The following is a 25,843-nucleotide window of genomic DNA, read 5'->3' as shown; positions in this document are numbered from 1 at the left end:
GCCCAGTACACGCCGAGTACGCCGTACAGCAGCGACCACGCAGCGGTGGCGTACCCGATCCACGACGGCCAGTTCTTCCTCATGTACCGAGCGTCGCCGGGCGGACCGCCGTACCGGATCACCCGCCCGGGTGAACCGGCTCCCTCGGGCGGTGGAAGGTGTAACGCCCTGTTAACCCCGTGGCCGGGCGTGTCGGGCTGCACAGTTTGCGGGGTGCTCCTACTCTGGCAGAGACGGTCGGAGGGGAAGCCGGCTGTCACGGGAGGCCCGATCAGTTTGAGAATCTCGTTCCAGCCGGTTGCCCCATGAGGGGCCGAACGGAGTCCCCGAGACCTCAGGTCTCGAACTCACTGATCGCCGTTGCCGCTCGTGCGGCGGCGCGGACGGGGTCAACACCGGACCCCGAGGGCGGCACCCGACCCATCACCTAACCACTGGCGGGCCGGGGCGAGGGTGTACGTCACGGCCTAGAAGAGGACGTGCGACATGGCCATCCACGCCAAGGCGTCAAGTACCTCATCAACACCGGACCAGCGCACCTTCGTGCTGGACACCTCGGTGCTCCTCTCCGACCCGCACGCGATGCTGCGGTTCGACGAGCACGAGGTGGTCGTTCCGGTGGTCGTTGTCACCGAATTGGAGGCCAAACGGCATCACCCGGAACTCGGCTACTTCGCCCGCACCGCGCTGCGACTGCTCGACGAGCTCCGGATCCTGCACGGACGTCTGGACGCGCCCCTGCCAGTGGGGGAGAAGGGTGGAACTCTCCGGGTCGAGTTGAACCACACCGACCCGGAGACCTTGCCGGCCGGGTTCCGGCTCGGCGACAACGACAGCCGGATCCTTGCCGTGGCCTGCAACTTCATGGCCGAGGGCAAGGATGTCACGCTGGTCTCGAAGGACCTGCCGATGCGGGTCAAGGCATCGGCGTGTGGGCTGCAGGCCGAGGAGTACCGGGCCGAGCTGACCCTGGAGTCCGGCTGGACCGGGATGGCAGAGCTCGAGGTCGAGACCCACATCGTCGACGACCTGTACGAGAACGGTTCTGTCGAGCTGCCGCAGGCGGGCGATTTCCCGACCCACACCGGGCTGGTGCTGCTGTCCGACCGGGGCAGCGCGCTCGGCCGGGTGATGCCGGACAAGCGGATCCGGTTGGTCCGTGGCGACCGGGAGGCGTTCGGGATCCGTGGCCGGTCCGCCGAGCAGCGGGTCGCGCTCGACCTGCTGCTGGACCCAGATGTCGGGATCATCTCGCTCGGCGGCCGCGCCGGCACCGGTAAGTCCGCGCTGGCGCTGTGCGCCGGCCTGGAGTCGGTGATGGAACGGCGCCAGCACAAGAAGGTCATCGTCTTCCGGCCGCTGTTCGCGGTCGGCGGGCAGGAGCTCGGATACCTGCCGGGCACCGAGTCCGAGAAGATGGGGCCGTGGGCGCAGGCCGTGTACGACACGCTGGGCGCACTGACCAGCGGTGACGTGATCGACGAGGTGATGGACCGCGGCATGCTCGAGGTCCTGCCGCTGACCCACATCCGCGGCCGGTCGCTGCACGACGCGTTCGTGATCGTCGACGAGGCGCAGTCCCTGGAGCGGAACGTGCTACTCACGGTGCTGTCCCGGGTCGGGGCGAACTCGCGGGTCGTGCTGACCCACGACGTGGCCCAGCGGGACAACCTGCGGGTCGGACGGCACGACGGTGTGGTCGCGGTGGTTGAGCAGTTGAAGGGTCACCCGCTGTTCGCGCACGTGACGCTGACCCGCTCGGAGCGGTCGCCGATCGCGGCGCTGGTGACCGAGATGCTGGACGACCTGCAGCTGTAAGGAGTGTCCGCGTTATTGGGTCATAACTTTCTGTAAAGCAGGGGTAAGAATTCCGCGCACGGTGCGGTCGCCACGCTGGCGGCCGCACCGTTCGTTCGTGACCTGCTTGTGATCACGCACGGTTTACGCCAGAGTATGTTCTCGTTGCAGCCGACGGGGGTCGGGTTTTCTCGGAAGGACAGATGAAAGCGAAGCGCTCCGTCGCGGCTCTCGCAGTTACAGGGATCGCCGTCGTCTCCGTTGTCGCGGGTATCGACCTCTTCAGCTCCCCCGGGAGCAGCAGTGCCTCGGAGAAGGTCTCAGGGCGGGCCGAGATGGCCGTGCTGAACAGCGGAAAGGTGCTGGCCTCCGACGACGCCTCGCCGACTCCGAAGCCGCAGAGCGCCGCCGAGCAGGCGGCCGAGGCGGTCCGGATGCGCAACCAGATCGAGGCGGTCGAGGCGGCCCGGAAGGCGTCCCAGGACGCCGCCGAGCAGAAGATGGACGCCAAGAACGCCGCCCTCCGCCGGTACCAGGCGCTCCAGGAGGCCGACCGCTCGGTCCAGGAGGAGCGGGCCAGCCGCGACGCCGAGCGGAAGAAGTACGAGGGCACGCCGAAGGAGGTCGCGATGAACCTCCTCCCCGACCACGGCTGGAGCCAAAGCCAGTTCAGCTGCCTGGAGAAGCTCTGGAACAAGGAGTCCCGCTGGAAGGTCAGCGCCGACAACCCGACGTCGACGGCGTACGGCATCCCGCAGGCGCTCCCCGGCAGCCGGATGGCGGCGTACGGCAAGGACTGGCGCACCAACCCGGTCACCCAGATCAAGTGGGGTCTGGACTACATCGAAGCCACCTACGGCTCGCCCTGCAACGCTTGGGGTCACTCCCAGGCCAAGGGCTGGTACTGATCACCTAGGGTTCGCTTTCAGCCAGGCGCCGATGTCCTCGAGCCGGCTGGCCTGCTCCGGGACGATCTCGCCCTCCCCGCCGCTCGGTCCGACGTTCAGCAGCAGCGCGCCGTTGTTGGCGGACGCCTTCGCGAGCGCGGCGATCAGATCGGCCGACTTGGCGTAGTCCTGGTCGGTCTCCTCCCGGTTGTAGCCGAACGAACCGCCGATGCCTCGGTCCTGCTGCCAGAACTTCTCCTGGGGCGTGTCGAAGCCGGCGTACTCCGGTGTGCGGAAGTCACAGTGCGGCGGCGGCTTCGGGACGCTGACGCTGTCCGCCGTACCCGGCAGCTTCAGGAGGGGCTTCATCAGCTGGTCGAAGGCCCAGCGCATCGGCTTCGGGCTCATCAGTTGCCTGCCGAACGACGCAGTACCCCAGCGGTCGTCGACGACGCCTTCCGGGACGGTGTTGTAGTAGTCCGCCATGAGCGAGTAGAGACGCTTCGAGCCGGTCGGCCAGGAGATGTCGTTCCAGAGGATGTCGGGCTTGTAGCGGGCGATCAGCTCGCGCACCTGCGCCACGGCGTACCGCCGGTAGTCCTCGCCGTAGTGCAGGTAGGCGTAGTCGCCCAGCGTCTTGATGGTGGCCTTCTGGAAGGTCCAGTCGACCCCTCCGGAGTAGTAGACGCCGAACTTCAGCCCCTGCTTGCGCACAGCCGCGGCCAGCTCGCCCATGAGGTCTCGCTTCGCGTGGAAGTCCGGCGCGTGCGGATTGCGTACCTGCGTCGGCCACATCGAGTACCCGTCGGCGTACTTGGCCGTCACCACGATGTACGACGCTCCGGCCGCCTTGAACTGTGCCGCCCACCGGTCCGGGTTCCACTTCGCCAGACCGGCGTCGAACTGCTTGGTGAAGTCGCTGTACGGCGCATCGCCGTAGTGCTCGCGGTGGTACCGGCCGGTGGGTGAGTCAGGGTCTTTCATCGCGTTCGCATAGTCCTCGGCGTACGGGTTGTGGGTCATCGCGTGCCCGTACTGCGTCTCGAGCAACTTGTTGAACGTCGTTCCCTTCGGGGCGAAGCCGGGGACCGAGTAGAGACCCCAGTGGATCATGATCCCGAACCTGGCATCGGCGAACCACTTCGGCAGCGGATGGCTGTTCAACGACTCCACCGTCGCCTGGTAAGGCCCGTTGGTCGTCATCTCGGCTCTGCGGTTGTCCTGCCAGGTCCAGACCGCCGAGCAGCCGACGAAGATCAGTACGAGCGCGACGCCGACCAGGGCCACGCGCAGAACAATCCGTCCGAATCGCTTCACGGTGTCCAGCCTGGCCGGAGGTACGGTGCGTGCGGATCAGCCCGCCGTACGTCGTGGTCGTCTTTCGGCGGACGTGGGGCTCCACCGAAAGTCTCGCCGTACGCGTTACCGTCGGTCGCGTGGAGTTCCTTGCCGCACTCATCGAACCTGGCTCGCGTGCGGCGCCGGGCTACGGGCGATTGACCCCGCGCGACCGGGTGGTGGATGTCGCCTGTGTGGTGATCGCGTTCCTGGTGGGGCTGATCTCGGTGGGCGACGCGGAGCCGCCGCCACGGATCGGTCCGCTGCCGTACTGGCTGGATCTGTCGCTGTGTATCGCCGGAGCCCTGTCCCTGCTGCTCCGTCGGCGGTGGCCGATCGGACTGGCCGTGGTGATGATCGTTGCCTCCACCCTCGTTCCTTCGCTCGGTGGGGCAGGCGGACTGGCGCTGTTCACGGTCGCAGTACACCGGCGACCGGCTGTCAGCCTCACACTGGGCGCAGTGTCGATGGCATCCTGCATGCTCCAGTTCTGGCTGTATCCGGTGGCAGATGTGCCGAACGGTTACTGGATCGCGGTGACGGTGACTGCGCTCGCGTCCCTGCTGCTGGTGGCCTGGGGGATCGTGGTGCGCACCAGGCGGCAGTTGCTGGCCTCACTGACCGAGCGAGCGATCCGGGCCGAGGCAGAGCAGGAGATGCGTGTGGAACAGGGGCAGCGGCGGGAGCGGGAGCGGATCGCCCGGGAGATGCACGACGCGCTCGGGCATCGGTTGTCCTTGCTGAGCATGCATGCGGGCGCACTGGAGTTCCGGCCGGACATGCCTGCCGACGAGCTCGCCCGTGCCGCTGGGGTGATCCGCTCGAGCGCACGAGACAGCGTGGAGGACCTGAGGGAGATTGTCGGCGTACTGCGGTCTCAGCACACCGTGGACGGGCCACGTCGAGGTATCGCCGAGCTGGACGAGCTGGTGACCGAGTCTCGCGCTGCTGGGACGCGGATCGAGCTGTCTGCCGGCGTGGATCCCGCTGCGGTGCCGGACTCGATCGGGCGGCATGCGTACCGCATCATCCAGGAGGGGCTGACCAACGCGCGTAAGCACGCGCCGCATCAGACGGTCCGGGTGGTGCTGAGCGGCGGACCGGGTGTGGGCCTGTCGGTTGAGGTGGTCAACAGGCTTGAGCCTGGTGCTGCTGGTCCGGGTTCGCGGGTGGGGCTGATCGGGCTGGCGGAGCGTGCATCTCTGGCCGGCGGTCGGTTCGAGCACGGGCCTACTGCGGACGGGGAGTTCCGGCTGGCGGCCTGGCTACCGTGGGTGGCCTACGATGACGGGCGTGAGTGAACCGGTCCGGCTGCTGGTGGTCGACGACGACCCACTCGTCCGAGCGGGGTTGTCCAGCATGTTGTCGGGGGCACCGGAGCTGCAGTTGGTCGGTGAAGCGGCCGACGGGCGGCAGGCGGTCGCGGCGGTGCGTGAGCTGGAGCCGGACGTCGTACTGATGGATATCGGTCTGCCGATGCTGGACGGGGTTGCTGCGACCGAGGAGATCCGGCGGCGTGGTGCCGCGCCGGAGGTGGTGATGCTGACCACGTTCGGCTCGGACGAGCATCTGCTGCGGGCGTTGCGCGCAGGGGCTTCTGGCTACCTGCTGAAAGACGCTACGCCGGCGGAGATCGTTGCTGCAGTCGTGAAGGTGGCTGCGGGGGAGTCCGTGCTGTCGCCGCAGTCCACGCGGCAGCTGATGGACCATGTCGGAGCAGTCGACGCAGACGGCCGCCGTACGTCGGCACTCGCGTCGCTGGCGCGGTTGACGGAGCGGGAGCGGGACGTCGTACAAGCGGTGGCCGAGGGCAAGAGTAATGCCGAGGTGGCTGCCGATCTGGAGCTCGGGATCGCCACGGTGAAGACGCATCTGACCAACTCACTCGCCAAACTCCAGCTGACCAACCGCGTGCAGCTCGCACTGCTCGCCCACGAGGCCGGGCTGGTCTGAGGTGGAGCTGGCACGAGCGATCAGCCCGCGGGGCGAGCTGGTCCTGCGACGACGTGACGACGGGGCGCTGGAGCTGCGCGTCAACGGTGTCTTCGTGATGGACGACCAGGAGACGTCCAGCGAGGAGCTGCTGGCTTCGGCTGCCCTGGAGGCGGTACGGCGGCCTGACCGGGTGCTCGTCGGTGGGCTCGGACTCGGCTACACGGTCCGCGCACTGCTGGCCGACTCGCGTCTCGGTTCGGTGATCGTCGCAGAGATCGAGCCGGATCTGGTGGGGTGGATGCGCTCGGGCCTGATCCCCTCGATCCTCGCCGACCCGCGGGTCGAGGTGGTGGTGGGCGACGTCCGAGCGGTCGTGGGCGATCTCCCCGACGCGTCCGCCGACGCCATCCTGCTGGACGTCGACAACGGTCCGGACTTCCTTGTCTACAACGAGAATTCGGCTATCTACACCTCCTCGTTTCTCACCACGTGCCGGGCGAAGCTGCGTGACGGTGGTGTTCTCACCGTCTGGTCGTCATCTTCATCTGCTGCGTTGGAATCAGCCGTGACGGACGTCTTCGGGGCATGCCAGGTCAGCCCGGTCCCGGTCCGTTTGCAGGACCGGGACGAGACCTACTACGTCTATCAGGGCAGCTCGTAGTCCACGGTCACCCGCGCACCCTGCTCGTCGTGCAGGCACTTCATCCCGTCCACTCCTGTGTCGTTGTCCACAGCTTGTCCATCAGGGCGTTCCGACAACGCTCAGCGACGTACTCTGCAGGTATGGGTGATGACGTGGAATTCAGGATCGAGCACGACACGATGGGCGAGGTCAAGGTGCCTCGGGACGCGTTGTGGCGGGCGCAGACGCAGCGTGCGGTGGAGAACTTCCCGATCTCCGGGCGGCCGCTCGCGCCGGCGCTCGTGCACGCGCTGGCCCAGATCAAGGCCTCGGCCGCGGTGGTGAATGCCTCACTCGGCGTCATCGACGCCGACCGGGCAGCCGCGATCGTCGCCGCGGCGGACGACGTGGCCGCGGGGGAGTACGACGCCGAGTTCCCGATCGACGTGTTCCAGACCGGCTCGGGGACGTCGACCAACATGAATGCCAACGAGGTGCTCGCCACCCTCGCCACCCGCTCGCTCGGCCAGGACGTCCACCCGAACGACGACGTCAACGCGTCCCAGTCGAGCAACGACACCTTCCCGTCGGCGATCCACGTCGCTGCGACGGCCGGCGTCGTGCAGGACCTGTTGCCGGCGCTCGAGCACCTCGCGGATTCCTTGTCCCGTAAGGGATCTGAGTTCGCCGAGGTGGTGAAGTCCGGGCGGACGCATCTGATGGACGCGACGCCGGTGACGCTCGGCCAGGAGTTCAACGGGTATGCGCAGCAGATCCGCCGGGGCGCAGCGCGGGTGCGGGCAACGCTGCCCCGGGTCGCCGAGCTGCCCCTGGGTGGGACGGCGGTCGGCACCGGGATCAACACGCCGCCCGGGTTCGCGGCCGCGGTGATCACCGAGCTGAACCGGCGGACCGGGCTGGAGCTGACCGAGGCCGAGGACCATTTCGAGGCGCAAGGAGCTCGCGACGGACTGGTCGAGCTGTCCGGGCAGCTGAAGACGGTGGCCGTGAGCCTGACGAAGATCTGCAACGACCTGCGCTGGATGGGATCCGGGCCGCGGGCCGGGCTCGGCGAGATCTCGCTGCCGGACCTGCAACCGGGCTCGAGCATCATGCCGGGCAAGGTGAATCCGGTGATCTGCGAGGCGACGCTGATGGTCGCCGCGCAGGTGATCGGCAACGACACCGCGATCACCGTGGCCGGTGCCGGAGGCAACTTCGAGCTGAATGTGATGCTCCCGGTGATCGCGCGCAACCTGCTCGAATCCATCACCCTGCTCGCGAACAGCTCGCGACTGCTGGCGGACCGCTGCGTCGACGGCATCACCGCGAACGTCGATCACGCCCGCGCGCTGGCCGAGTCGTCGCCGTCGATCGTGACACCGCTCAACCGCTACATCGGATACGAGAACGCTGCCGCGGTGGCCAAGAGTGCTTTGAAACAAGGGAAAACGATCCGTGAGGTCGTGATCGAGAACGGTCACGTCGAGAAGGGAGACCTGACCGAGGCGCAGCTGGACGCGGCCCTCGACGTACTCTCCATGACCCGGCCGGCGGACTCGTGACGGACTACTGGGAGCCGGGGACGACGATCGAGTGGGTGTACGAAGGGACCGGGAAGCACGCAGACAAGCCGAACGTGCGGCCGATGACGGTCGTGCGTGACGACGCGGACGGGCTGGTCGCCTGGCTCGCGCCGGGTACGCCGTTGCTCAAGCCGGTCCTCGCCGACGGGCGCGAGATGCGGCATGCCGGTCCGGTCGGGATGTTCACCGAGGAGCGGGTGCTGAAGCTCGACATCTGGCACGGGACCGGGATCCTCAAGGTGTCGCCGCCTGGAAAGCCATGGTCGGTCTGGTACTTCTGGGGCGAGGACGAGACGTTCCACGGGTGGTACGTGAACCTCGAGCGGGAGCACGTCCGCGACTGGGCGTCCCGGCGTACCAGCACCGTCGACCGCGTGCTCGATCTGTGGATCAAGCCCGACCGCACCATCGAGTGGAAGGACGAGGACGAGCTCGAAGGGGCGGTCGCGGCCGGTCGGTTCACGGCGGCCGAGGCGGAGCGCATCATTGGCGACGCCCACGCTGCGATCCGCGATATCGAAGCCTGGACGGCACCGTTCTCCGACGACTGGCAGTTCTGGAGACCGCCCGCCGCCTGGCGCGTTCCGGCCGCGCCGACGACCCATCAGCCGACCCTGATCGCGGAGGAGCTACACAGCTGATGCCCAGCGCTTTGCTTCTCACCGGAGGCAGCGGCGTCGGCAAGACCACCACGGCCCAGGCGATCGGTGGTGTGCTCACCGGCTCCGGCCACACCACCGGCGTACTGGACCTGGATGCCGTCGCCCAGTTCGGCGGTCCCAAGCGACCCGCGCCGGCTTCCGGCCTGCGCTTCAGCGATCATCTGCGCATCGACAACCTCGCCGCCGTCTGGCGGACCTACCGGGCGGCCGGCGCCGACTTCCTGGTCGTCAGCGGCCCGGTCTTCTCCGCCGAGCTCCGCGCCGCCTACACCGCGGCACTCCCCGATTGCGCGGTGCAGGTGGTGCGTATCGTCACGGCACCGGCTCTGATCGAGGCTCGCACTCGCACGACCCGCGGTCCGGATTGGAGTCTGGCCGCTGCGCTGGCCTTCGCCGAGACCCATCAGCCGATCGAGGACTTCGCTGTCCGCAACGACGGCGACGTGGCGGAGACAGCGGCGGCGATCCTCCGCTTGGCGGGGTGGCCGGAAGGCTGACAACACAGGTGGGTCACGAGCACTTCCATCCGGGCGGTTCGGACTTACCTTGGAAACATGTACACCATCGAGTTGCAGGACGAGGAGCTCCAGATACTGCGATCCGCCCTCCGGAGCTACCTCCAGGCCTTCGGCCACAACGAAGCCGATCTCGTCCAGGCCGCGAAGACGCTGATGCTCAAACTTCCCGAGGCGGTCGAAACCAAGGCCGGCTGAGGTCATTCCTCCAGCGGTTGCAGTACGGCGACGGGAATCGTCCGCCGTGCCTTCGTCGCGAACCGCCCGATGCCCGGATCCTCGCGGAGGATGACGTCCGTCCAGATCGCGCTCCGCTCCACGCCGGTGAGTTCACGGGCTCGCATCCGCGTGTGTTCGGCGCCGACCTGCACGTCGGTCGTATCCGCCGCCCGCAAGTTCCGGAACCAGTCCGGGTGAGCGGACCTGTGCCACTGACCAACGCCGACCCGCGACCCGTTCGGGCCGCCCGCCAAGCGCGAACCGGCCAGCTGACCGTCAGTTGATCAGTGTCTGCGGTCCACCGCTCAGCTTCTCGGGCGCACCGTCAGCGGGACCGGCTTGCGGGTGTCGGTGAAGAAGTCGTTGCCTTTGTCGTCGACCACGATGAACGCCGGGAAGTCCTCCACCTGGATCTTCCACACCGCTTCCATCCCGAGCTCGGCGTACTCGAGCACATCCACGGACTTGATGCAGTCCTGCGCCAGCCGCGCCGCCGGGCCGCCGATCGAGCCGAGGTAGAAGCCGCCGTGCTCCTTGCACGCCGCCGTCACCTTCGCCGACCGGTTGCCCTTGGCAAGCATCACGAACGACCCGCCCGCCGCCTGGAACTGGTCGACGTACGCATCCATCCGCCCAGCCGTCGTCGGCCCGAACGACCCGGACGCATAGCCCTCCGGCGTCTTGGCCGGCCCCGCGTAGTACACCGCGTGGTCGCGCAGGTAGGAAGGCATCTCCTCGCCCGCGTCCAGCCGCTCCTTGATCTTCGCGTGCGCGATGTCGCGCGCCACCACGAGCGGCCCGCTCAGCGACAGCCGCGTCTTCACCGGCAGCTTGGACAGCTCCGCGCGGATCTCGCTCATCGGCCGGTTCAGGTCGATCCGTACGACGTCGGCCGCGTCGTCCAGGTGCTCGTCGGTGGTGTCGGGCAGGAACCGCGCCGGGTCGCGCTCGAGTTGCTCGAGGAACACGCCCTCCGGCGTGATCTTCGCCAGCGCCTGCCGGTCCGCCGAGCACGAGACCGCGATCGCGACCGGGCAGGAGGCGCCGTGCCGCGGCAGCCGGATCACGCGGACGTCGTGGCAGAAGTACTTCCCGCCGAACTGCGCGCCGATCCCGAACTCCTGCGTCAGCTTGAAGACCTCCTCCTCCAGCTCCACGTCCCGGAATCCGTGTCCCAGCGGCGATCCGGTGGTCGGCAGCGTGTCGAGGTAGTGCGCGGAGGCGTACTTCGCGGTCTTCAGCGCGTACTCCGCCGACGTCCCGCCGACCACGACGGCGAGGTGGTACGGCGGGCAGGCCGCCGTACCGAGCGAGCGGATCTTCTCGTCCAGGAACTCCATCATCCGCGACGGGTTCAGGACGGCCTTGGTCTCCTGGTAGAGGAACGACTTGTTCGCGGAGCCGCCGCCCTTGGCCATGAACAGGAACTTGTACGCCGGGTCGCCGCTTCCGGCCGGGGTCGAGTAGAGCTCGATCTGGGCGGGCAGGTTGGAGCCGGTGTTCTTCTCGTCCCACATGGTCAGCGGGGCCATCTGCGAGTAGCGCAGGTTCAGCTTGGTGTACGCGTCGTAGACGCCGCGGCTGATCCACTCCTCGTCGACCGCGCCGGTCAGCACGCCCTCGGACTTCTTGCCCATCACGATCGCGGTGCCGGTGTCCTGGCACATCGGGAGCACGCCGCCGGCGGAGATGTTCGCGTTCTTCAACAGGTCCAGCGCGACGAACCGGTCGTTCCCGGACGCCTCCGGGTCGTCGATGATCCGCCTCAGCTGCGCGAGGTGCGCGGTCCGCAGGTAGTGCGAGATGTCGTGCATCGCCTCCGCGGTCAACGCCTGCAGCACCTCCGGCTGCACCTGCAGAAACGTCCTGTCGCCCGCCGTGAAAGTACTGACACCTTCCGTCGTCAGCAACCGGTACTCCGTCTCGTCAACACCCAACGGCAGCAGATCGGAGTAGTTGAAGTCGGCAGACACCGGGCATACCTCCAGGAGGAGTGGACTGGACGCCCTAAAGCCTAGTTCTCCCCACCGCGCCCGCCGACGCGACCTCCGTCTCACCCCCAGCTGAGGCAACCCTCACCCGCGCACCACCCTCCACGCGCCGGGGAGCTCGCGTCCGAGGGACAGCCGGTTCCAGGCGACCGCGCGTGGATCCGTACGTCCCCTCACCGAGGTCGCCGGAACGGCGTCGCGCAACAGACGCGCGAGCCCGGTGATGACCAGCTGACCGGCGACCGCCATCGCGCTGGCCGGCCACACCAGCAGATCCCGCCCGGAGAGCTGTGACCCGAGGACCAGAACGATGCCGATCACCATCACCGCCCACGCGACGAGGTATGCGGCGGCGAGAGCACGTCCGCGGGATCCTTCAGGCCAGGTCATGTTGGACAGTATGAGCCTGGAACCAGGGTTCGCATCAGGGGTGAATCGGGGGAGAAACGGGCGGCGGTGGGAGGGTGGCGCGCGTATGGTTTTGGCGTGGCTCAGGATGACGTTCCCCAGGAGAACCGACCGCAGGATGCCGTGCCCTCGCAGGCGGCGACCGGTGATGAACTGGCGTTGCGGCGGCGGGTGTCCGACCTCGAGCGGGAGGAGGTCGCCGACGTACTGCGCGAGGCCGCGGGCGAAGGGCGGTTGTCGTACGGCGAGCTGGAGGAGCGGCTCGAGACACTGTACGGCTCCAAGACGTACGGCGAACTCGTCGAGCTGACCGCCGACCTGCCGAACGGTCCGCGCGCTCCGGGTACGGCGGGAGTCCCGTCGGTCACCCCGCAGTACAGCGGCGCGATGGTCGAGACCGGCCCGGTGATCAACGTGTTCATGTCCGAGACCAAGCGGATGGGCAACTGGCTCGTCCCGCAGCGGCAGGAGGTGAACGCGGTCCTCGGTGACGTCACGCTGGACTACACCGAGGCGCAGATCCCGTACGACGAGATCCAGGTCGATGTGAAGTCGATCCTCGCCGACGTGAAGATCCGCGTCCCCGCGAACGCGATCGTCCTGCTCGACAGCAACCCGATCCTCGGCTCCGTCTCCGAACAGGAGGCCGGCCTGAAAGCCGTCCCCGACCCGAACGCGCAGCCGACGGCCCCCAAACGCTTCCACATCCGCGGCACCGCCATCCTCGGCGAGATCAAGATCAAACGAGGCCCTCGCCTGAGCAAACGCCTCGGCCTCACCTGATCCAGGGCGACTTCGGATCCGACGACTCCAGCTGCCTAGCTGTTGTGCGACGTCGGCGTACGGCGCTGGTCGGCGAGTACCGTCCCCAGCCACCGGCGGAACTCTGGCAGGTCGCGTACGTTCCGCTGGGACAGCCGGATGTTCTTCCCGGACCTGTCCCGCCGAATGACGAGGAATGTCCGCCCCAGCGGCAGCCCGATAACGACTCCGAGTCCTCCCACTGCGTCCCACGGCAGGAACCTCCGCCGCCCGTAGCGGATCCCCTCGAGATCCACCACCACGGCCGGCCGTTGCGTGAGGAGCTGGTACACCGGGAGGCCGAGCAGGACGGTGTACGCCGCCACGACGAAGAGGACATCGACGACGTCGGGAGGCGGCGCTCCGGCCAGCAGTGGGCCCAACACCACCAGCACGGCCACCGGCAACAGGGGCACGAGCGCTTGGAACGCCCAACGCCGCCGCAACGGAAACACCACTCGCCCGGTACGACGCAGCTCCTCAGCCCAAACCTCCGCCGAGACGTCTCCCATGTCCCGCATCAGTCCACATGCCCTTCCTGCGAGAGCTGCCGTTGCTCGGCCAGTACGTCGTTGAGCCACACGCGGAACGACCCCAGGTCGTTCACATGGTGCTGGCTGAGAACGAGGTCCTTCGCCCGCACGTCCCTCGGAAGCACACGGAGTCGCCGTACCAGGCTCGGTCCCGACACGGCCCCGATCGAACTGATCTCGCTCCACGCGACGAAATGCCGACGGCCGCGGTGGATGCCCCGGCGGTCGACGACCACCCTCGGTCGCTGGGTGACCAACTGCCAAACGACCACGCCGGCGGCGCCGACATATAGCACCGTGATCAGATAACCGACGTACCGCCACCCGCCGTCGTCGAGCATCTCCGGAAGGCCGAGCCCAAGGTAGGCCGTCGTACCCAGCAGCGGCACGACCGGCACCCACCCGAACGCCCACCTCCGCAACGGAAACTCCACCCGCCCGTTCCGATGCATCTCAACCACCCAAGCCTCAGGCAGCCGCTCACCCATCACCGCCACACCGGCCCCCAAGTCTCTCGATTCCACCCCCGGAGCAGAGTCACTGTAATGCACCACACTTGCTGCATGGGGCGGGTCAGGGCGGTGCTCAGCTGGGGGTTTGTGCGCGGTCCGGCCGCAGCGTACGCGTTCTTGGATACCGGGTCGGCGCTCGCCTCGTTCGCATCGGTTGCGGCGATCGTCCTGTGCGCGGCTGTCGGTGCCGGAATCGGCGCTCTGGTCGGACTCACGACGCCGAGCTCCGTCAGCGACGCGGCCGGAGTTGGGGCGCTGCTCGGCGGCGGTGTACTGGTGGCTTGGCTGTTGCTGAGCCTGGTTGTGGTGGCAGTGCTCTGGGTCCGGGGTGTCAGCCCGATCGAGACCGCGACCGGCGAGAAGCCGGCAGGTCGGCACGCCGCGCCCTCGGCTGGATGGCGAGGGCGCGGTGAACCTCTCGTTCCGGTGAGCCTGGTGTTGTTCTTCTTGCTGATGACGCTGGCGTTCGGAGGCGAGTGGGTACATGCGCGGCAGCTATCGCGACCGTTGGACGGTCCGACCGCGACGACCACCGGGACGGTCGCCACCGTGCACGAGCCGCCCTGGTGGGACAACGGCTCGGGCTCGGCCGACATCCGGTACGCCGTCGCCGGCACGGACTACGTCATCGAAACCGGCCGTGACCCCGGCGAGCATTTCCTGGCGCTCGATGAGGTCGTTCCGATTGAGTACGTCGTCGGCGGCCCGGCAACTGCCCGCTGCGTGTGGACCGTCGAGTCGGCCCGGTCCGACGCCGCGTTCTGGTTCTGGCTCGCCGCGGGCTGTGCCGGGTTGGGGTTGCTCAGCTTGAGCGGGTTCCTCGTTGGGCGGTGGCGGTCCAGCGGCCGGCGTGGCGGTTGATCGCGATCGGATGGGCGAAGGTCTGCGTGACGAGGTCGGTGGTCAAGGTTTCCCCGGCAAGACCTGCAGCCAGGACCTGACCGTCCCGAAGGAGGGCGGCGTGGGTGGTGCAGGTGGGGAGCTCTTCGAGGTGGTGGGTGACTAGGACCCAGGCGAGGTGGGGGTGGGTGGTGTGGATGTGGTCGAGGGTTTCCAGGAGCTGTTCGCGGGCGGCTACGTCGAGACCGGTTGACGGCTCGTCCAGGAGCAGCAACCGGGGGTCGGAGATCAGGGCTCTCGCGATGAGGGCTCGGCCGCGTTCGCCTTGAGAGAGGGTGGTCCAGGGGGAGTGGGCCAGATCGGTGACGCCGAGGAGGTCGATCAGCTCGAGGGCGCGGGCGGTCTGGGCTGGAGTCGGCTCCCAGCGGGGCATGCGTTCGATGGTGCCGGTCAGGCCGGTGAGGACGACGTCGACGATGGACAGCGGCGAGCGCAGCGGATGCCGCGGATTGACGTGGCCGATGGACTCGCGCAGGGTGCGGATGTCGACCGTACCGAGTCGCTTGCCGAGGATCTCGACCGTGCCGCGGGTGGGGTGTGTGACCGCGCCGCAGAGGCCGAGCAGCGTGCTCTTGCCCGCGCCGTTCGGCCCGAGCAGAGCCCATCGCTCGCCTTCGCCGACGGTCAGCGTCACCCCGGACAGCAGCAGTTTGCCGTCCCGGACGAAGTCGACATCTTTCAGTTCGAGCACCCGTAAACCTCCTCGTACAACGCCTTCAGCTCCTCCGCGCTCGCTTCCCGCCCGGTCTCGTCCGTACGCCGCTGCACATGCTGCGCGAACTCCCGCTCCTCCGCGGCAGACAGCCGTACGCCGTACACCGACTCCAGCACGTGTGCGATCCCACCCTTACCCGACTGGCTGTTGACCCGGACCACCGCCTCGTACCCGCGCCCGACATCCGCCGGATCGATCGGCAGATACGGCACGTCCCAGAAGCCCTCGCCCTGTACGGCGAACCCCTTCCGGATCGCGTCCTGATGCGTACCCGAGAAGGCCGTGTAGACCAGCTCCCCGACGTACGGGTGCCGCGGATGGATCGGCATCCGGGTGCAATGCTCGACCACTGAACGAATCCGGTCGATGTCGGAGAAGTCGACCATCGGGTCCACGCCCTGCGCGTGCAGGTTGAGCGCGAGCGTCGCGATGTCCACGTTGCCGGTGCGTTCGCCGTTCCCGAAGATGCAGCCCTCTACCCGTTGCGCGCCTGCGAGTACGGCGAGCTCGGCGCAGGCGATCCCGGTACCGCGATCGTTGTGCGGATGCACGGACAGGATCACACCGTCGCGCCGAGGCAGGTTCTGGTGCATGTACTCGATCTGGTCCGCGTACACGTTAGGCGTCGCAACCTCGACCGTCGCCGGCAGGTTCATGATCACCGGCCGCTCGGGCGTCGCGTCCCACTGCTTGGTGAGGTGATCCGCCAGCTCCAGCACGTAGTCCGGCTCGGTCAGGTTGTACACCTCGGGCGAGAACTGGAACCGCACCGAGTCGCCGGCCAGCCGCAGGATCTCCTCGGACCCGGCATAGATCATCGACGCCAGTTCGTCCCGCGAGCGACGCAGTACGACGTCCCGCCACGTCGGCGCGGTCGCGGCGTACATGTGGATGACCACATCGCCACGCATCCCGGCGACGGACTCGACCGTCCGCGCGATCAGGTCGGCGCGGGCCGGTGTGAAGACGACGATCGTGACATCGGCGGGCACCAGGTCCGACTCGGCCAGCAGCCGAACGAAGTCGAAGTCGGTCTGGGACGCGGACGGGTACCCGACCTCGATCTCTTTGTAGCCGATGGCAACCATCAGCTCGAAGAACTTCCGCTTGCGCGCCGGATCCATCGGCTCGGCCAGAGCCTGGTTGCCGTCGCGGAGGTCGACCGGCACCCACAGCGGCGCGGTGGTGATCCGGCGGTCCGGCCAGGTGCGGTCGACCGGTGCGACCGGGACCTTGGCGAAGATGTCGCGGTAGCGGTGGCTGGGCATGGGGGAGGGCTGTTGACGGTTCATGAGACGTGGTCCTTCCGGCGTGATGGGAGGACCGGCAGGCGAGTGCACTCCACGGAGGGAGCGCCGGTCGAATCAGCTCCCGCCGTGGCGGCCAAGAAGGAGGAGACCCGCAAGCTTGCGCATGCCGAGCACGCTATCAACTCCTCAGACAAGCTGACAACCTGAGGTCTCGTAGAATGGCTGAATGATTCGACGTCACCCGCTGGCCGAGCAGGCCGCCGAGGAGCTGTTGCGCCGGATCGGAAGCGGGGAATGGACTGTCGGCGCCAAGCTCCCCGGCGAGACCACGCTGGCCGCGCAGCTCGGCGTGGGCCGGTCGACGATCCGGGAGGCCGTCCGCGAGCTCGCCGGCCGCCGCGTGCTGGAGAGCCGGCAGGGCGCGGGTGTGTTCGTGATCGCGCTACAGGCTGCCGAGGACTGGGACAAGGTCCTGCGGAAGGCCGACATCACCGACGTACTCGAGGGTCGGCTCGCGATCGAGACCGAAGGCGCCCGGCTGGCGGCGTCGCGTCGTACCCCACAAGACCTGAAGAACTTCCGCTACACGCTGACGGACCGCAAGCGCGCGGCGCTGAGCGCGCCGGACGACTGGTACATCGAGGCCGACATGGCGTTCCATCGCGCGGTCGTGGTCGCCGCGCACAACGCCGTACTCACCGAGCTCTTCGACTCGTTCGCACCGCGGATCCGGCGGGCGATGATCGACATGCTGAAGCTCGACGACCAGCACCGCCACCGGCACGACCAGGCTGCCCACGCTGCGATCGCCGAAGCGATCCGCCTCCAGGACCCCGACCTCGCCGCTGCCCGCTCCCGCGCGCACCTCAGCAAGGTCCGCAGCACCCTCGCCTAACCGCGGTGCTGATCCAGCAATGACCGCAGCCAGGGCGTCAGCGCATCCAGATCCTCGACGTTGTCCTGCGGGATCGAGATCGGGCGGGTACGGCGATCCGCCGGGTTGACCTGCACCGTACGGGCGAGCGGGAGCCCGGTCGGCCCGTCGATGCTGATGATGCCGGACCAGGGCAGGTTGCGCCCGCGCGTGATCCCCTCGGCGTCGATCGTGATGACCGGGCGGTTCGTGATCAGCTGCCACGCGGTGAGCGCCGTACCGTAGACGAACGCGGCCAAGGCCGTCAGCCGCAGTACGCCGAGTGCGCCCGAGACACCGTCAGCCCGCAGATGGTCGATGTTCGTCCACGCGGACAGCCATCAGCAGCGCGAACCCGGCCAGTCGGATCGCCAGCCGACCGCGGCGCGGCAGGAACACCACGCTGCCCTTGGACTCCAACTCGGACGTCCACGTCTCCGCCGACATGTCAGGCGCCCCACCGCGCAGTGTGCTCAGCCGCGGTCGGCGGGTCCGCGCCGTGTCGCGTGCAGGTGATCGCAGCCGCCTTGACCGCGTAGTCCACGACGTCGTGCAGGTCCTCGGCGGTCAGACCGGCCAACCGCTGCTCGCCGAGCAGGTCACGGTTGAGCAGACCGGTGATGAGCGCTGCCATCAGCGAGTCGCCGGCTCCGACGGTGTCGACCACCTCGATCGCCGGCGCCTTCACCTCGACCCGCACATCCCTGCCGACGCCGATCGCGCCCTCGCCGCCGCGCGTGATGACCACGCACTGCGTCCGCTCCTCGCCCAGCAGCTCGGTCGCGATGTCGTCGAGCGATACCCCGGGACGGAAGAACGCACAGTCCTCGTCGCTCAGCTTGACCAGGTCGGAGAGGGCGGCGAGCTTCCGTACGGCGGCCCACGCGGCCACCGGGTCCGGCGTGATGGCCGGCCGCGCGTTCGGATCGAGCGTCACCGTGACGGGCTGGTCGGCCACCGACTCCAGGAAGCGGTGGATCGCCGTCGCGCCCGGCTCGAGCATGGTCGCGATCGAACCGGTGTGAATCGCCGGGCACCCCCGCCGCAGCGACAACGCCGGCGGATCCCAGCTCATGTCGAACTGGTACGACGCCACGCCGTCGGCGTCCAGCGTCGCGGTCGCGGTGCTGGTCCGGAACCCGGGATCGACCGTGCCGGGCGCGAGCTGCACCCCGTTTCCGAACAGGTGCGCACCGAGCAGGTCGCCGTACGGGTCGGTGCCGAAGCGCGCCACCAACTCGGTCGGGACTCCCATCCTGGCCAGCCCGACGGCGACGTTCGCCGCGAAGCCGCCCGGAATCGCCTTGGGCTTCCCGTTCCCGTTGCGGGTGGTGGCTTTGGCAGCGGGACCGACGATGTCGACAAGAGCCTCGCCGATGACGAGGACGGGTGCGCTCATCGGGCGTGCTCGAAGTCGATGGACGAGTACGCGCGCAGCTTGGACAGCTGGTGCTCGCTCTCGATGCTGCGGATCGTGCCGCTGCGCGATCGCATCACCAGCGAGTGGGTTCGCGCGGTGGACCGCCCGTACCGGACACCGCGGAGCAGTTCGCCGTCGGTGATCCCGGTCGCGACGAAGAAGCAGTCGTCACCGCTGACCAGGTCGTCGGTGTCGAGCACGCGATCGAGGTCGTGGCCCGCGTCGAGCGCCTTCTGCCGTTCCGCGTCGTCGCGCGGCCAGAGCTTGCCCTGGATCTTCCCGCCGAGGCATTTCATCGCACAGGCGGCGATGATGCCTTCCGGCGTACCGCCGATGCCGAGCAACATGTCCAGGCCGGTGTCCGGCCGCGCCGCCTCGACCGCGCCGGCCACGTCACCGTCGGAGATGAACTTGATCCGCGCGCCGGTCGCCCGGATCTGCGTGGCCAGCTCGTCGTGCCGCGGCCGGTCGAGCAGTACGACAGTGACGTCGTCGACTGTCGAGCCCTTCGCCTTCGCGACCCGGCGGATGTTCTCCGCGACCGGGAGCCGGATGTCGACCACCTCGGCCGCCTCCGGGCCGACGACAAGCTTCTCCATGTAGAAGACCGCGGACGGGTCGTACATCGAGTTCCGCGCGGAGACCGCCATCACCGCGATGCCGTTGTTCATGCCCTTCGCGACCAGCGTCGTACCGTCGACCGGGTCGACCGCGACGTCGCATTCGGGCCCGTCACCGCCGCCGACCTGCTCGCCGTTGTAGAGCATCGGGGCGTTGTCCTTCTCGCCCTCGCCGATCACCACCACGCCGTTCATACCGACCGTGCCGATCAGCGTCCGCATCGCGTTCACCGCCGCGCCGTCGGCGCCGTTCTTGTCGCCGCGGCCGACCCAGCGCCCCGCCGCCATCGCCGCGGCCTCGGTGACCCGGACCAGTTCGAGGGCGAGGTTCCGGTCGGGCGCATGCGCCTCGACCTCCAGGTGGGCCGGTGGCGCGGTCGGGTCGCTCATGCTTCCGCCTCGCTGGCGCTCGGCTCCAGCATGAGCGACAGGTCGGCTCTGCTTGTTGGTCGCTCGCTGCGCTCGCTCATGCCAACGGATCGTAGCCAACGCGTGTGGCCGCTGTTCGGGCGGATTGCGCCTCGCGAGACACTGTGCGTATGAGTTCGACAGGTCAAGGTGCTTCCAACGAGGCTGCGGCGCGTGAGCGGGCGCAGATCCAGGCGGAGGCGAACGAGTACCGCCAGGCGTACCGACGGGACAAGGCGAAGTCGCAGACCGTCGGGAACATGGTGTTCGCCCTGGTCATCTGCCTGGTGGTGGTCGCGTTCCTGATCCTGGTCACCTGGCGGTCGAAGCCGGCCGAGGCGCCCAAGGCGGTCGAGTACACCGCGCAGTTGCAGGACGCGAAGGCGACCGCCGCGTGGGTGCGCGGCCCGGAGCCGATGCCGACCGGCTGGACCGCGACCAGCGTCGAATTCCTCAAGCCCGAGCAGGAGCCGATGACCTGGCACCTGGGCGTCGTCACCACCGAGAAGAAATACGTCGGGCTCGAGCAGTCCAATGTCACCGGCGGTAAATTCCAGGCGGAGAAACTCGGCCGGACCTCCGACGACGGTACGGCGACGGTGGCCGGCGTCACCTGGCAGCGCAAGGTTCTGCTGGACCGCAAGGGTGAGAACGCGTTGGTACTGGTCGGTTCCGGAGTCACCACGATCGTTACCGGAAATGCGGGTTATCCCGCGCTTGAAGCGTTTGCTTCCGTCTTACGCTGACCAATTTCCGGGCATTCCCGACCACTTTCCGGACGGTCGTTGACACGTGCCCACGGCAGAGGGTTCGATCGAAGCTCGGCTTCTGACGCTCGGGGACTAGCGAGAGGGCCCCAGCAGTCATGCCCACCATGCTCACGCCGTCCCGGGCGGGGAGTTGATCCGGCGATGTTCGTGACGGGGCTCCTGCTGGGCGCGAACAGCTCACCGCATCTCGGCGCTCCCTGGCAATTGCTCGCGTACCAGGGCGGCACTCTCTTCGGTTCGTCGTTGGACGCCGCGCGGCAGTGCGGGTTCGACCAGTTGGTCGTGACCCTCGGCAGCGCGTCCGAGCAGATCCACGACCGGATCGACCTCGACGGGGTCCGGGTGGTCGAGTCGCCGCACTCCGACACCGACAGCTCGTCGATCGTGCCGGCTCTCGATGCGGTCGACCGGCGCGCGGACGGCATCGTCGTACTGCTCGGTGACCAGCCCGGGATCACCTCGGCAGCCGTGTGGTCACTGGTCGCCGAGGCGGCCACACCGATCGGCGTCACCCGGTACGACGACGGCGAGAGCTACCCGTGCTGGTTCGGGCGGGAGCTGTTCGGCGAGCTCCGTGAGCTGCGCAGCGACTCGGACCTGTGGATGCCGATCCACAACGGCGCCCACCCCGTCACCAAGGTCGATGCCATCGGCAACATTCCGCCGCGGGCGACGACCTGGGCGGCGTACCACGGGATGCTCTCCGGCGGGACCACCGCCGCCGAGGAACTGCCGCTCGACACACACCCGATCCCCGTCGCCACCCACCCGCGCCGCCGACGCCACGCCTCCAGCTGACCCCGGACGCCCCTCACTGACCAAAGCGTCCGAGACTCCCGCCTGCACGCTCAGCATGCGACGCTGACCGACTGCGGCGGCGGGTTGATCAGTGGTGCAGGTCCGCGCCCTACTCCGCCCCGGCCAGGCGGAGACCGACGATCCCGGCGACGATCAGCGCAATACACGCGAGCCGTGCCGGGGTGGCGGGCTCGTTGAACAGGATGATCCCGAGCGTCACCACGCCGACCGATCCGAGCCCGGTCCAGATCGCGTACGCCGTACCGACCGGAAGGCGATCGAGTGTCTTCGCGAGCAGCACGACCGAGATCACCCCGAACACCAGCACGCCGACCGTCGGCCACAACCGGCTGAAGCCGTCGCTCGGCTTCAGGCTGAGCGCAAACGCGATCTCGAAGGCGGCTGCGGCGAGCAACACGAGCCACGCCATCAGACAGCTCCACTCAGGTAGGTGGTCACGCGGCCAGGGCTCCGCGTAGGTGCCTGTGCGTGACGCGCGCGACGCGAGCGCCGAGTGCGGCCGCCGTGCGCAGGTCGGTGGCCGGGGGAGCCTTCTCCGCTGAGAGGTCTGCGTCGGACTGCGCCATGGCGCCCATCCAGCTGCCGAGGCGGTTGAGGTCCTCGATGCTCGCGGTGCTCTCCGCCCAGCCGGGGTAGATGTCGAGCCCGACCCAGATCATCCCGTGCTGCGCGGCGAAGACAGCCAGGTCGACCAGGCTGTTCAGCTTGTCGCCGGACATCGCCTTGGAGTTGGTGAACCCCGCCGCGATCTTGTCCCGCCAGGCGAGATCGGCCGCCCAGATTCGCACGCTCTCCTCCGCGAACTTCTTGAACACCCAGCTTGGACTCCCCATGTACGTCGGCGCGCCGAAGACGATCGCATCCGCAGCGGTCAGCCGTTCCCACACCTCCTCGGTCAGTTCGTCGAGCGGGACGAGCTCGGCGACGGTGCCCGGGACCGAGGCGGCTCCGGCAGCCACGGCCTCCGCCTGCTTGGCGGTGTGGCCGTATCCCGAGTGGTACGCAATCGCGACGGTCGCGGTACCGGGTGTCGTACTCATGTGCTTCCTCCTGAAGGCTTAGCGGACTACAGTCCGTCTTATGAACGACAGTACCGGACCGCAGTCCGCTTCACAACGGGGTCTGCCGGTGGTGGGTGAACCGCGCCCGGAACGCGCGGACGCCCGGCGCAACCGGCTGCGCGTGCTGGAGGCGGCCGACCGGCTGTTCACCGCGCACGGGGTGAAGAACGTCTCCCTCGACGCGATCGCCGCGGAGGCAGGGGTGGGCAAGGGCACGGTCTTCCGCCGCTTCGGCGACCGCGCCGGCCTGGCGGTCGCGCTGCTCGACGAACGTGAACAGGAACTCCAGGCGCGGATCCTGACCGGGCCGCCCCCGCTCGGCCCCGGCGCGCCGCCGCTGATCCGCGTGACGGCGTTCCTCGACGCCTATCTGGACCTCCTCGACCGCCACGTCGAGCTGTTCATGGACAGCGAGAACGCCTCAGACGGCGCCCGCTACCGAATCGGCTCGTACCACCTCTGGCACCGCCACCTGTCCCACCTGATCGAGTCGGCCAACCCCACCCTCGACGCCGACTACATCGCCCACGTCCTCCTGGCCCCCCTCGCGGCCGACCTCCACAACGCCCTCCGCACCCAAGGCTTCGACCTCGACCGCATGAAGTCCGGCCTCCGCGCGGTGGCTACAGCCTTGCTGCAAGCCTGAGTTCGGGGAGGTTGTTCAACGAGGAGTGGGTCCGGTCCCCGGTCTCGGCGAACCCGTACGTCGTGTAGAACCGGCGCGCTCGACAGTTGGCCTCCAGCACCCACAACCAGACGCTCGCGCAACCGGCGTCACGGAGGTCAGCGCAGGCAGCATCGGCGAGCGCTCGCCCGGCGCCGGTGCCCCAGTGCGATGGGTGCACGAACAGGGCGTACAGCTCACCGGTCCGCGGCGGCGCAGCCGGATCACGCTCAGGCCCGACCCCGGCGTACCCGATGACCTGATCGTTGGCGACGGCAACATACAAGCGGGAGCGACCAGCTGCGATGCTCTCCGACCAGGAGGCCGCGATCGAGGCCGGATCCATCGCGTCCAGGAACTCCTGCGGCACCAAGCCGGTGAACGCCCCTCGCCAACTGGCGACCCGCGCCTCGGCCGCGCCGGGCAGGTCGTCGGGTCGAGCCGCCCGGGTCGTCAATCCCATGACGTGATGTCAGTTGGGCTTTTCTTCGTGGGTGGCTTGGGCTTTGGCTAGGCGTTCGCGGGCGCCGTCGAGCCAGCGTTGGCAGGTGGTGGCTAGTTCTTCGCCGCGTTCCCAGAGGGCCAGGGATTCTTCGAGGGAGGTGCCGCCGGCTTCCAGTTTGCGGACTACCTCGACGAGCTCTTCGCGGGCCTGTTCGTAGGTCATCTCGGGTCGGTCGGCGCTCACTTGTTCTCCTCGGACTTGACTTCGACCGCGAAGCGGCCGTCGGTGACCCGTGCCTGGAGCACGTCACCGGGCGCCACCTGCGCCACTTCCCGTACGGCGGTGCCGTCTGCCAGCTGCAGTACGGAGTACCCGCGCTCGAGCGTCGCCTTCGGGGACAACGCCCGTACGCTTGCCAACCGGTGCGCGATGTCGTCGCTCGCGCGATCCAGTCGATGCGTCAGCGTACGGCGGCTCCGCTCGATCAGTGCGGCGACCTCGTCGGAGCGTCGCTGCAGATCCGTGACGGGTGCCGACAGCGAGGGTCGACTCCGGATCGCCGCCAGCGCGTGCGCCTCGCGATCCAGCCACGACGTGATCGCCCGCAGCCCGCGCTCGCGCAGCAGCCGTACGCCGTCCAGCTCCTCGCGGACATCCGGAACGATCCGCTTAGCTGCGTCGGTCGGCGTCGACGCGCGCAGGTCGGCGACCAGGTCGAGCAGCGGTGAGTCCGGCTCGTGCCCGATCGCGCTCACCACCGGCGTACTCGTCTTCGAAACGGCACGGATCAGGCCCTCGTCCGAGAACGGCAGCAGATCCTCGAGCGATCCGCCGCCGCGCGCGATCACGATCACCTCGACCGAGTCGTCCGCGTCCAGCTTCCGCAGCGCCGTCATCACCTCGCCGGCTGCCGACGGCCCTTGCACCGACGCGTACTCGATCCGGAACGCGACCGCCGGCCAGCGCCGCTTCGCGTTCTCGAGTACGTCGCGCTCGGCCGCCGAGTCGCGCCCGCAGATCAGGCCGATCGTGTGCGGGAGGAACGGCAGCTTCTTCTTCCGGTACGGCTCGAACAGCCCCTCGGCCGCCAGCAGCTGCTTCAGCCGCTCGATCCGCGCCAGCAGCTCACCGATGCCGACGTGGCGGATCTCGCTGACCGCGAGCGCCAGCGTGCCGCGGCGGGCGAAGAAGTTCGGCTTGGCGTGCACGAGGACCCGCGACCCGTCGTGGACCTCGACCGTCTCGAACACCCGCCGGTTGCAGGTGAATCGGAGCGAGATGTCCGCGTCCGTGTCCCGCAGTGTGCCGAAGACCGTCGTCGTACCGCGCCCGATCGAGACGTCCGTCAGCTGCCCCTCGACCCACACGGCGCCGAGCTGGTTGATCCAGCCGGCAATACCGTTCGCAATCGTGCGAACGGCCGCGGGTGCTTCCGGCGACGTCTCCAAAGCCACGCCCAAGACCCTACGGCCCGCCACGGACATTCCCTAACGTTGAGTAATGCGCCCTCTCTTGCTGTTGGATGTCGACGGCCCGCTCAACCCACACCGCGCCGATGGGATCCCACCCGGCTACCGGGAGCACGAGATCACCGAGGGTACGAAGACGTGGCGCCTGCTCCTCAACCCGCAGCACGGGGTGGAGCTCAACAAGCTGGCGAGCACCTTCGACCTGGTCTGGGCCACCAGTTGGGAAAACGGCGCGAACCGGCTCCTCGCACCGCTGCTCGGTCTACCTGAGCTCCCGACGATCACCTGGCCGGACCGGCGGCCGGTGCCGCGGGGGTCGTGGAAGGCGCCGTACGTCGCGGATTGGGTCGGCGACCGGCCGTTCGTCTGGGTGGATGACGAGGTGGGGGAGTCGGAGTTCACGGCGGATCATCAGCTGGTCTATCCGATCGATGCCCGGATCGGCTTGACTGCAACGGATTTCGCCGCGATCCGGTCCTGGGCCGACGGAAAATCCTTTGCGGACAAGGCGTTTCCCGCGCATCCTTGACGTGCTGGTAACACCTCCCACGGGGGAGCCGTCCGGACAGGGCGGACGGCTCCT

The 25,843-nt window shown here is 68.4% G+C and carries 33 protein-coding genes; 16 read left to right on the top strand and 17 right to left on the bottom strand.

Annotated features, from left to right (window positions below; translation table 11 throughout):
• Positions 1 to 486: 486 nt before the first annotated feature.
• Both OHA10_RS02780 and OHA10_RS02775 read left to right on the top strand, forming a co-directional pair.
• Positions 487 to 1,818 (top strand): PhoH family protein, encoded by a 1,332-nt coding sequence (locus tag OHA10_RS02780; protein ID WP_137258405.1) that lies wholly within the window; start codon positions 487 to 489, stop codon positions 1,816 to 1,818.
• A gap of 182 nt (positions 1,819 to 2,000) precedes the next feature.
• Entirely contained in the window at positions 2,001 to 2,705 is a 705-nt protein-coding gene (locus OHA10_RS02775; protein ID WP_371404588.1) for a hypothetical protein, read from the top strand.
• On the opposite strand, the gene OHA10_RS02770 is transcribed toward OHA10_RS02775, so the two are convergent.
• Positions 2,706 to 4,001 carry an alpha-L-fucosidase gene (locus OHA10_RS02770; RefSeq protein ID WP_371404587.1) on the bottom strand — a complete coding sequence of 432 codons (1,296 nt, stop codon included), beginning with the start codon at positions 3,999 to 4,001 and terminating at the stop codon, positions 2,706 to 2,708. It abuts the gene before it with no gap.
• A gap of 119 nt (positions 4,002 to 4,120) precedes the next feature.
• Between OHA10_RS02770 and OHA10_RS02765 the strand changes: the two genes are divergently transcribed.
• From OHA10_RS02765 to OHA10_RS02735, 7 genes are all read left to right on the top strand, one after another.
• Positions 4,121 to 5,323: a sensor histidine kinase gene (locus OHA10_RS02765; protein ID WP_371404586.1), complete on the top strand. Its 1,203-nt coding sequence runs from the start codon at positions 4,121 to 4,123 to the stop codon at positions 5,321 to 5,323.
• Positions 5,307 to 5,975, top strand: a complete 669-nt coding sequence (locus OHA10_RS02760) for a response regulator (RefSeq protein WP_371404585.1) — start codon at positions 5,307 to 5,309, stop codon at positions 5,973 to 5,975. Before OHA10_RS02765 ends, OHA10_RS02760 begins: the two co-directional genes overlap by 17 nt.
• A gap of 1 nt (position 5,976) precedes the next feature.
• The gene (locus OHA10_RS02755) at positions 5,977 to 6,618 is read left to right on the top strand and encodes a hypothetical protein (RefSeq protein ID WP_371404584.1); all 642 of its coding nucleotides are present in this window, start codon (positions 5,977 to 5,979) and stop codon (positions 6,616 to 6,618) included.
• A gap of 122 nt (positions 6,619 to 6,740) precedes the next feature.
• Positions 6,741 to 8,144, top strand: coding sequence for a class II fumarate hydratase (locus OHA10_RS02750; protein WP_371404583.1), 1,404 nt, complete (start codon positions 6,741 to 6,743; stop codon positions 8,142 to 8,144).
• The gene (locus tag OHA10_RS02745) at positions 8,141 to 8,806 is read left to right on the top strand and encodes a DUF402 domain-containing protein (RefSeq protein ID WP_371404582.1); all 666 of its coding nucleotides are present in this window, start codon (positions 8,141 to 8,143) and stop codon (positions 8,804 to 8,806) included. The genes OHA10_RS02750 and OHA10_RS02745 overlap by 4 nt, the downstream gene beginning before the upstream one ends.
• Complete coding sequence (locus OHA10_RS02740; protein ID WP_371404581.1) at positions 8,806 to 9,324, top strand: hypothetical protein; 519 nt, start codon at positions 8,806 to 8,808, stop codon at positions 9,322 to 9,324. The genes OHA10_RS02745 and OHA10_RS02740 overlap by 1 nt, the downstream gene beginning before the upstream one ends.
• Before the next feature lie 57 nt (positions 9,325 to 9,381).
• Positions 9,382 to 9,540, top strand: coding sequence for a hypothetical protein (locus OHA10_RS02735; protein ID WP_157997008.1), 159 nt, complete (start codon positions 9,382 to 9,384; stop codon positions 9,538 to 9,540).
• A gap of 2 nt (positions 9,541 to 9,542) precedes the next feature.
• Here OHA10_RS02735 and OHA10_RS02730 read toward each other — a convergent pair whose 3' ends face one another.
• The 3 genes from OHA10_RS02730 to OHA10_RS02720 all read right to left on the bottom strand — a co-directional run bounded on the left by OHA10_RS02730 (position 9,543) and on the right by OHA10_RS02720 (position 11,942).
• Positions 9,543 to 9,815, bottom strand: a complete 273-nt coding sequence (locus OHA10_RS02730) for a nitroreductase/quinone reductase family protein (protein ID WP_371404580.1) — start codon at positions 9,813 to 9,815, stop codon at positions 9,543 to 9,545.
• A 51-nt stretch (positions 9,816 to 9,866) separates the two neighbouring features.
• Positions 9,867 to 11,534, bottom strand: a complete 1,668-nt coding sequence (locus OHA10_RS02725; RefSeq protein WP_371404579.1) for a fumarate hydratase — start codon at positions 11,532 to 11,534, stop codon at positions 9,867 to 9,869.
• Positions 11,535 to 11,636: 102 nt separating this feature from the next.
• Positions 11,637 to 11,942 carry a hypothetical protein gene (locus OHA10_RS02720; protein ID WP_371404578.1) on the bottom strand — a complete coding sequence of 102 codons (306 nt, stop codon included), beginning with the start codon at positions 11,940 to 11,942 and terminating at the stop codon, positions 11,637 to 11,639.
• A gap of 96 nt (positions 11,943 to 12,038) precedes the next feature.
• On the opposite strand from OHA10_RS02720, the gene OHA10_RS02715 reads away from it, so the two are divergent.
• A complete protein-coding gene (locus tag OHA10_RS02715; RefSeq protein ID WP_371404577.1) occupies positions 12,039 to 12,743 on the top strand; it encodes a DUF1707 domain-containing protein in 705 nt (234 codons plus the stop codon).
• A gap of 35 nt (positions 12,744 to 12,778) precedes the next feature.
• On the opposite strand, the gene OHA10_RS02710 is transcribed toward OHA10_RS02715, so the two are convergent.
• Positions 12,779 to 13,282 carry a hypothetical protein gene (locus OHA10_RS02710; RefSeq protein WP_371404576.1) on the bottom strand — a complete coding sequence of 168 codons (504 nt, stop codon included), beginning with the start codon at positions 13,280 to 13,282 and terminating at the stop codon, positions 12,779 to 12,781.
• The gene (locus OHA10_RS02705; RefSeq protein ID WP_371404575.1) at positions 13,282 to 13,746 is read right to left on the bottom strand and encodes a hypothetical protein; all 465 of its coding nucleotides are present in this window, start codon (positions 13,744 to 13,746) and stop codon (positions 13,282 to 13,284) included. Before OHA10_RS02705 ends, OHA10_RS02710 begins: the two co-directional genes overlap by 1 nt.
• A gap of 111 nt (positions 13,747 to 13,857) precedes the next feature.
• Between OHA10_RS02705 and OHA10_RS02700 the strand changes: the two genes are divergently transcribed.
• Positions 13,858 to 14,667, top strand: coding sequence for a hypothetical protein (locus tag OHA10_RS02700; protein WP_371404574.1), 810 nt, complete (start codon positions 13,858 to 13,860; stop codon positions 14,665 to 14,667).
• Here OHA10_RS02700 and OHA10_RS02695 read toward each other — a convergent pair.
• Both OHA10_RS02695 and OHA10_RS02690 read right to left on the bottom strand, forming a co-directional pair.
• The gene (locus tag OHA10_RS02695) at positions 14,609 to 15,397 is read right to left on the bottom strand and encodes an ABC transporter ATP-binding protein (protein WP_371404573.1); all 789 of its coding nucleotides are present in this window, start codon (positions 15,395 to 15,397) and stop codon (positions 14,609 to 14,611) included. The two genes, OHA10_RS02700 and OHA10_RS02695, sit on opposite strands and share 59 nt — an antisense overlap.
• Entirely contained in the window at positions 15,385 to 16,713 is a 1,329-nt protein-coding gene (locus OHA10_RS02690) for a 2-isopropylmalate synthase (RefSeq protein WP_371404572.1), read from the bottom strand. Before OHA10_RS02690 ends, OHA10_RS02695 begins: the two co-directional genes overlap by 13 nt.
• A gap of 184 nt (positions 16,714 to 16,897) precedes the next feature.
• On the opposite strand from OHA10_RS02690, the gene OHA10_RS02685 reads away from it, so the two are divergent.
• The gene (locus OHA10_RS02685) at positions 16,898 to 17,566 is read left to right on the top strand and encodes a FadR/GntR family transcriptional regulator (RefSeq protein WP_371404571.1); all 669 of its coding nucleotides are present in this window, start codon (positions 16,898 to 16,900) and stop codon (positions 17,564 to 17,566) included.
• Here OHA10_RS02685 and OHA10_RS02680 read toward each other — a convergent pair.
• From OHA10_RS02680 to glpX, 4 genes are read right to left on the bottom strand one after another with little or no spacing between them, the layout of a single operon-like run.
• Positions 17,563 to 17,844 carry a hypothetical protein gene (locus OHA10_RS02680; protein ID WP_371404570.1) on the bottom strand — a complete coding sequence of 94 codons (282 nt, stop codon included), beginning with the start codon at positions 17,842 to 17,844 and terminating at the stop codon, positions 17,563 to 17,565. The genes OHA10_RS02685 and OHA10_RS02680 overlap by 4 nt on opposite strands.
• A gap of 40 nt (positions 17,845 to 17,884) precedes the next feature.
• On the bottom strand, positions 17,885 to 18,031 hold the full coding sequence (locus OHA10_RS02675) for a hypothetical protein (RefSeq protein ID WP_371404569.1): 147 nt from the start codon (positions 18,029 to 18,031) through the stop codon (positions 17,885 to 17,887).
• A gap of 1 nt (position 18,032) precedes the next feature.
• Entirely contained in the window at positions 18,033 to 18,983 is a 951-nt protein-coding gene (locus OHA10_RS02670; RefSeq protein ID WP_371404568.1) for a carbohydrate kinase, read from the bottom strand.
• Positions 18,980 to 20,014, bottom strand: coding sequence for a class II fructose-bisphosphatase (gene glpX / locus OHA10_RS02665; RefSeq protein ID WP_371404567.1), 1,035 nt, complete (start codon positions 20,012 to 20,014; stop codon positions 18,980 to 18,982). Before glpX ends, OHA10_RS02670 begins: the two co-directional genes overlap by 4 nt.
• 149 nt (positions 20,015 to 20,163) lie before the next feature.
• Here glpX and OHA10_RS02660 point away from each other — a divergent pair, with 149 nt between their 5' ends.
• Together OHA10_RS02660 and OHA10_RS02655 are read left to right on the top strand one after the other, a co-directional pair.
• Positions 20,164 to 20,778 carry a DUF4245 domain-containing protein gene (locus tag OHA10_RS02660; protein WP_371404566.1) on the top strand — a complete coding sequence of 205 codons (615 nt, stop codon included), beginning with the start codon at positions 20,164 to 20,166 and terminating at the stop codon, positions 20,776 to 20,778.
• Positions 20,779 to 20,943: 165 nt separating this feature from the next.
• Positions 20,944 to 21,600 (top strand): NTP transferase domain-containing protein, encoded by a 657-nt coding sequence (locus OHA10_RS02655; protein ID WP_371404565.1) that lies wholly within the window; start codon positions 20,944 to 20,946, stop codon positions 21,598 to 21,600.
• Between the two features lie 109 nt (positions 21,601 to 21,709).
• Here OHA10_RS02655 and OHA10_RS02650 read toward each other — a convergent pair whose 3' ends face one another.
• Positions 21,710 to 22,030, bottom strand: a complete 321-nt coding sequence (locus OHA10_RS02650) for a multidrug efflux SMR transporter (RefSeq protein ID WP_371404564.1) — start codon at positions 22,028 to 22,030, stop codon at positions 21,710 to 21,712.
• A 25-nt stretch (positions 22,031 to 22,055) separates the two neighbouring features.
• Complete coding sequence (locus OHA10_RS02645; protein WP_371404563.1) at positions 22,056 to 22,661, bottom strand: flavodoxin family protein; 606 nt, start codon at positions 22,659 to 22,661, stop codon at positions 22,056 to 22,058.
• 40 nt (positions 22,662 to 22,701) lie between these two features.
• Here OHA10_RS02645 and OHA10_RS02640 point away from each other — a divergent pair, with 40 nt between their 5' ends.
• Entirely contained in the window at positions 22,702 to 23,328 is a 627-nt protein-coding gene (locus OHA10_RS02640) for a TetR/AcrR family transcriptional regulator (protein ID WP_371404562.1), read from the top strand.
• Here the strand turns inward: OHA10_RS02640 and OHA10_RS02635 are convergent.
• The 3 genes from OHA10_RS02635 to xseA are packed head-to-tail and all read right to left on the bottom strand — an operon-like array spanning position 23,306 to position 25,245.
• Positions 23,306 to 23,809 carry an N-acetyltransferase family protein gene (locus OHA10_RS02635; protein WP_371404561.1) on the bottom strand — a complete coding sequence of 168 codons (504 nt, stop codon included), beginning with the start codon at positions 23,807 to 23,809 and terminating at the stop codon, positions 23,306 to 23,308. The two genes, OHA10_RS02640 and OHA10_RS02635, sit on opposite strands and share 23 nt — an antisense overlap.
• A gap of 9 nt (positions 23,810 to 23,818) precedes the next feature.
• Positions 23,819 to 24,013, bottom strand: coding sequence for an exodeoxyribonuclease VII small subunit (locus tag OHA10_RS02630; RefSeq protein ID WP_329006069.1), 195 nt, complete (start codon positions 24,011 to 24,013; stop codon positions 23,819 to 23,821).
• Positions 24,014 to 24,030: 17 nt separating this feature from the next.
• Positions 24,031 to 25,245: an exodeoxyribonuclease VII large subunit gene (gene xseA, locus OHA10_RS02625; protein WP_371404560.1), complete on the bottom strand. Its 1,215-nt coding sequence runs from the start codon at positions 25,243 to 25,245 to the stop codon at positions 24,031 to 24,033.
• Between the two features lie 46 nt (positions 25,246 to 25,291).
• Between xseA and OHA10_RS02620 the strand changes: the two genes are divergently transcribed.
• The gene (locus OHA10_RS02620) at positions 25,292 to 25,789 is read left to right on the top strand and encodes an HAD domain-containing protein (protein ID WP_371404559.1); all 498 of its coding nucleotides are present in this window, start codon (positions 25,292 to 25,294) and stop codon (positions 25,787 to 25,789) included.
• Positions 25,790 to 25,843 lie beyond the last annotated feature (54 nt).

The organism is Kribbella sp. NBC_00662, assembly GCF_041430295.1.
Lineage (GTDB): Bacteria > Actinomycetota > Actinomycetes > Propionibacteriales > Kribbellaceae > Kribbella.
The sequence above is the reverse complement of the archived record's forward strand: the minus strand, read 5'-3'. Positions and strand labels throughout refer to the sequence as shown.

Coding starts and splice junctions, on each gene's coding strand:
- OHA10_RS02740 (WP_371404581.1), top strand. CDS start 8,806: ATGCCCAGCGCTTTGCTTCTCACCGGAGGCAGCGGCGTCGGCAAGACC.
- OHA10_RS02635 (WP_371404561.1), bottom strand. CDS start 23,809: ATGGGATTGACGACCCGGGCGGCTCGACCCGACGACCTGCCCGGCGCG.
- OHA10_RS02700 (WP_371404574.1), top strand. CDS start 13,858: ATGGGGCGGGTCAGGGCGGTGCTCAGCTGGGGGTTTGTGCGCGGTCCG.
- OHA10_RS02670 (WP_371404568.1), bottom strand. CDS start 18,983: ATGAGCGCACCCGTCCTCGTCATCGGCGAGGCTCTTGTCGACATCGTC.
- OHA10_RS02720 (WP_371404578.1), bottom strand. CDS start 11,942: ATGACCTGGCCTGAAGGATCCCGCGGACGTGCTCTCGCCGCCGCATAC.
- OHA10_RS02660 (WP_371404566.1), top strand. CDS start 20,164: ATGAGTTCGACAGGTCAAGGTGCTTCCAACGAGGCTGCGGCGCGTGAG.
- OHA10_RS02705 (WP_371404575.1), bottom strand. CDS start 13,746: ATGCATCGGAACGGGCGGGTGGAGTTTCCGTTGCGGAGGTGGGCGTTC.
- glpX (WP_371404567.1), bottom strand. CDS start 20,014: ATGAGCGACCCGACCGCGCCACCGGCCCACCTGGAGGTCGAGGCGCAT.
- OHA10_RS02690 (WP_371404572.1), bottom strand. CDS start 16,713: ATGAACCGTCAACAGCCCTCCCCCATGCCCAGCCACCGCTACCGCGAC.
- OHA10_RS02710 (WP_371404576.1), bottom strand. CDS start 13,282: ATGCGGGACATGGGAGACGTCTCGGCGGAGGTTTGGGCTGAGGAGCTG.
- OHA10_RS02645 (WP_371404563.1), bottom strand. CDS start 22,661: ATGAGTACGACACCCGGTACCGCGACCGTCGCGATTGCGTACCACTCG.
- OHA10_RS02655 (WP_371404565.1), top strand. CDS start 20,944: ATGTTCGTGACGGGGCTCCTGCTGGGCGCGAACAGCTCACCGCATCTC.
- OHA10_RS02735 (WP_157997008.1), top strand. CDS start 9,382: ATGTACACCATCGAGTTGCAGGACGAGGAGCTCCAGATACTGCGATCC.
- OHA10_RS02630 (WP_329006069.1), bottom strand. CDS start 24,013: ATGACCTACGAACAGGCCCGCGAAGAGCTCGTCGAGGTAGTCCGCAAA.
- OHA10_RS02780 (WP_137258405.1), top strand. CDS start 487: ATGGCCATCCACGCCAAGGCGTCAAGTACCTCATCAACACCGGACCAG.
- OHA10_RS02650 (WP_371404564.1), bottom strand. CDS start 22,030: ATGGCGTGGCTCGTGTTGCTCGCCGCAGCCGCCTTCGAGATCGCGTTT.
- OHA10_RS02620 (WP_371404559.1), top strand. CDS start 25,292: ATGCGCCCTCTCTTGCTGTTGGATGTCGACGGCCCGCTCAACCCACAC.
- OHA10_RS02775 (WP_371404588.1), top strand. CDS start 2,001: ATGAAAGCGAAGCGCTCCGTCGCGGCTCTCGCAGTTACAGGGATCGCC.
- OHA10_RS02750 (WP_371404583.1), top strand. CDS start 6,741: ATGGGTGATGACGTGGAATTCAGGATCGAGCACGACACGATGGGCGAG.
- OHA10_RS02675 (WP_371404569.1), bottom strand. CDS start 18,031: ATGTCGGCGGAGACGTGGACGTCCGAGTTGGAGTCCAAGGGCAGCGTG.
- OHA10_RS02685 (WP_371404571.1), top strand. CDS start 16,898: ATGATTCGACGTCACCCGCTGGCCGAGCAGGCCGCCGAGGAGCTGTTG.
- OHA10_RS02760 (WP_371404585.1), top strand. CDS start 5,307: ATGACGGGCGTGAGTGAACCGGTCCGGCTGCTGGTGGTCGACGACGAC.
- OHA10_RS02640 (WP_371404562.1), top strand. CDS start 22,702: ATGAACGACAGTACCGGACCGCAGTCCGCTTCACAACGGGGTCTGCCG.